Consider the following 2304-nt stretch of genomic DNA (forward strand, 5'->3'; position numbering starts at 1 on the left):
GCTGAAGCGTTACCGGTGAAGCCCCTGCCGAGCATGGCTCGGCACTACAGGCGCTCACCTTGCAGGAGCGCTCGTCCGCAACGCCCGCACGTCCAACAAGCATGCATTCCGGCCTATTGCCGTGATCTGCGCGCCACCTACAATTCCGCCTGCGCTGCAAACAACCAACTATCACGGGGGAAGGCTTCAACATGGAAACAAATGCAATCCTGGCCTGGACGCTGGTATCGGAATGCCCGATCCCGCAGGACGTCAACGACATCCTCGTGCCCGGCGAGACCGCCGTGGCGGCTTACAAAACGTTCCGTGATTCAGCGGTGTTCACCAACAAGCGCTTGATCGTGCGCGACGCGCAGGGCATCACCGGCAAGAAAGTGGAGATCTATTCGCTGCCGTACTCCTCGATCTACATGTGGTCTTCGGAGAACGGCCACGGCCTGTTCAACTTCAACTCCGAGATCGAACTCTGGACCAAGGCAGGCCATATCAAGGTCAACCTCAACAAGGGCCTGGATGTTCGCCGACTGGACAAGCTGATCGCCCAGGCCGTGTTGGGCAGCACTGCATCGCCGGCCAACGGCGCCGCTCAAACGGTGCCCGGCAACCCACCGCCATTGCCGTAAGCGGACGCCGGACAGGCCGTTCCCATCAGCGGCAACATCAGACCCGTGCTGCCTTTGCAAGCGGAATCCACCCTGCCCTGCACCGTTGCGATCGATGCATTACCAGCCATACCACGCATTCTGGAGCGCACATGACACGCCAACGCGCGCACTATCTCCAGCTGGCCCATGCCGTACTCGACTGGAACCGCCGGCATCTCAATCACGATTCCATGCTGACCGAAGCACTGATCGGTGAGTGCTTCGCCGAACACTTCATGGTCGAGCCCAATGGTCGCCGCTACGAGGCCAATCCTGCCAACTACCTCGAATTCCTCAACGGCATGAAAGCCGGCATGGAAGGCATCGATTACGAGGTCGACCATGCACTCGTGGAGGGCGCTTCAGTCGCGTTCTCGATGCGTGCACGGATCAGCTACGCTGCCGGACGCCGCGAGCTGTTCCGCGCCATGCTGCTGATACGCTTCAACGATGCCGGCAAGGTCATCCTCTGGCACGAGGTCTACGTGCCCATCGCGTTGCCCGCCTGAAGCGGCACCGCACAGCCACCCCAGAATTCCAGATGCAACGATGAGCGAACCCAGCTACACCATCAACCACCATATCCCTTCCGTGGACACCTACCGGCACCTACGCCAGGCCAGTGGGCTCAGCGCGAAGACGCTGGAAGCCGCCAGTCGCGGCCTGCCCAATTCGCTGTTCGCCGTGCAGATCACCCATGCTGGCGAAACGGTGGCGATGGGTCGGGTGATAGGCGACGGCGGCAGCTTCTACCAGGTGGTCGACATCGCGGTGCTGCCAGCGCATCAGGGCCGTGGTCTCGGCAAGAAAGTGATGGCGGAGATCCAGGCGTACATCGAACGTGAGGTGCCGGCTTCGGCCTATGTCAGCCTGCTGGCGGATGGTGAAGCCTATCGCCTCTATCAACAGTACGGCTTCACCCTGACCGCACCCGCCAGCGTCGGCATGGCACTCAAAAAAAAATGAACTCCAATGCCCGCATCACCACCAGCACATCAACGGAAAAGGAATGAACATACGGCCACTCAACCCGAACGATATGGATGCCGCGAGCAGGCTTTGCATGGCGGCCTTCATGGGCTCGGTTGCCTCCACGCTCACTGACGAAGGCATTGCGACCTTCCGCAAGCTTGCCACTGCCGAGGCCTTTGCATCCCGCACCAGCGAGGACAACCTGATGTGGTTGGCGGAAGTTGCCGGGCAACCGGCCGGCCTCATCGAGTTGAAACAGGGGCGACATATAGCAATGCTGTTCATCACCCCCGACTTTCAACGCCAGGGCATCGGCCGCCGCCTGGTCGCCGAAGCCATCAAGCACGCACGCGCGGATGTGCTGACCGTAAGCGCCTCCCTGCCTTCCGTGCCCGCCTACCTCGGCTACGGATTCCATTGCAGCGGCGAGGTGAGCGAATCGATGGGAATCATCTACCAGCCGATGGAACAATGGCTGGACCGCGTCTCCACACGCAACTGACGTTGGCGATCACGCTACGGGCTATGGAGATCAGCCCGTATCGCACACCCTTCCCGCTGCAATGACATCAAGCTCCTGACGGCCTCCCAAATCTTGAGCCGATCTAAGGTAGAAAAATCGGCGTATTTGGGGCTGTCCGAAATGCCTCGGCGAACTGCGCTGGCGCGGCATTTCCCAGAGACGAAT

The 2304-nt window shown here is 60.7% G+C and carries 4 protein-coding genes; all 4 read left to right on the forward strand.

The features are described 5' to 3' along the window. Positions 1-191: 191 nt before the first annotated feature. Positions 192-623, forward strand: a complete 432-nt coding sequence (locus tag ACVOL0_RS20270; RefSeq protein WP_481550611.1) for a PH domain-containing protein — start codon at positions 192-194, stop codon at positions 621-623. 131 nt (positions 624-754) lie between these two features. Next, positions 755-1153, forward strand: a complete 399-nt coding sequence (locus tag ACVOL0_RS20275; RefSeq protein WP_481550612.1) for a nuclear transport factor 2 family protein — start codon at positions 755-757, stop codon at positions 1151-1153. A 40-nt stretch (positions 1154-1193) separates the two neighbouring features. After that, complete coding sequence (locus tag ACVOL0_RS20280; RefSeq protein ID WP_481550613.1) at positions 1194-1610, forward strand: GNAT family N-acetyltransferase; 417 nt, start codon at positions 1194-1196, stop codon at positions 1608-1610. Between the two features lie 43 nt (positions 1611-1653). After that, complete coding sequence (locus ACVOL0_RS20285; RefSeq protein WP_481550614.1) at positions 1654-2118, forward strand: GNAT family N-acetyltransferase; 465 nt, start codon at positions 1654-1656, stop codon at positions 2116-2118. The last annotated feature ends 186 nt before the right edge of the window (positions 2119-2304 follow it).

It is taken from the genome of Stenotrophomonas sp. STEN021 (genome assembly GCF_056760175.1).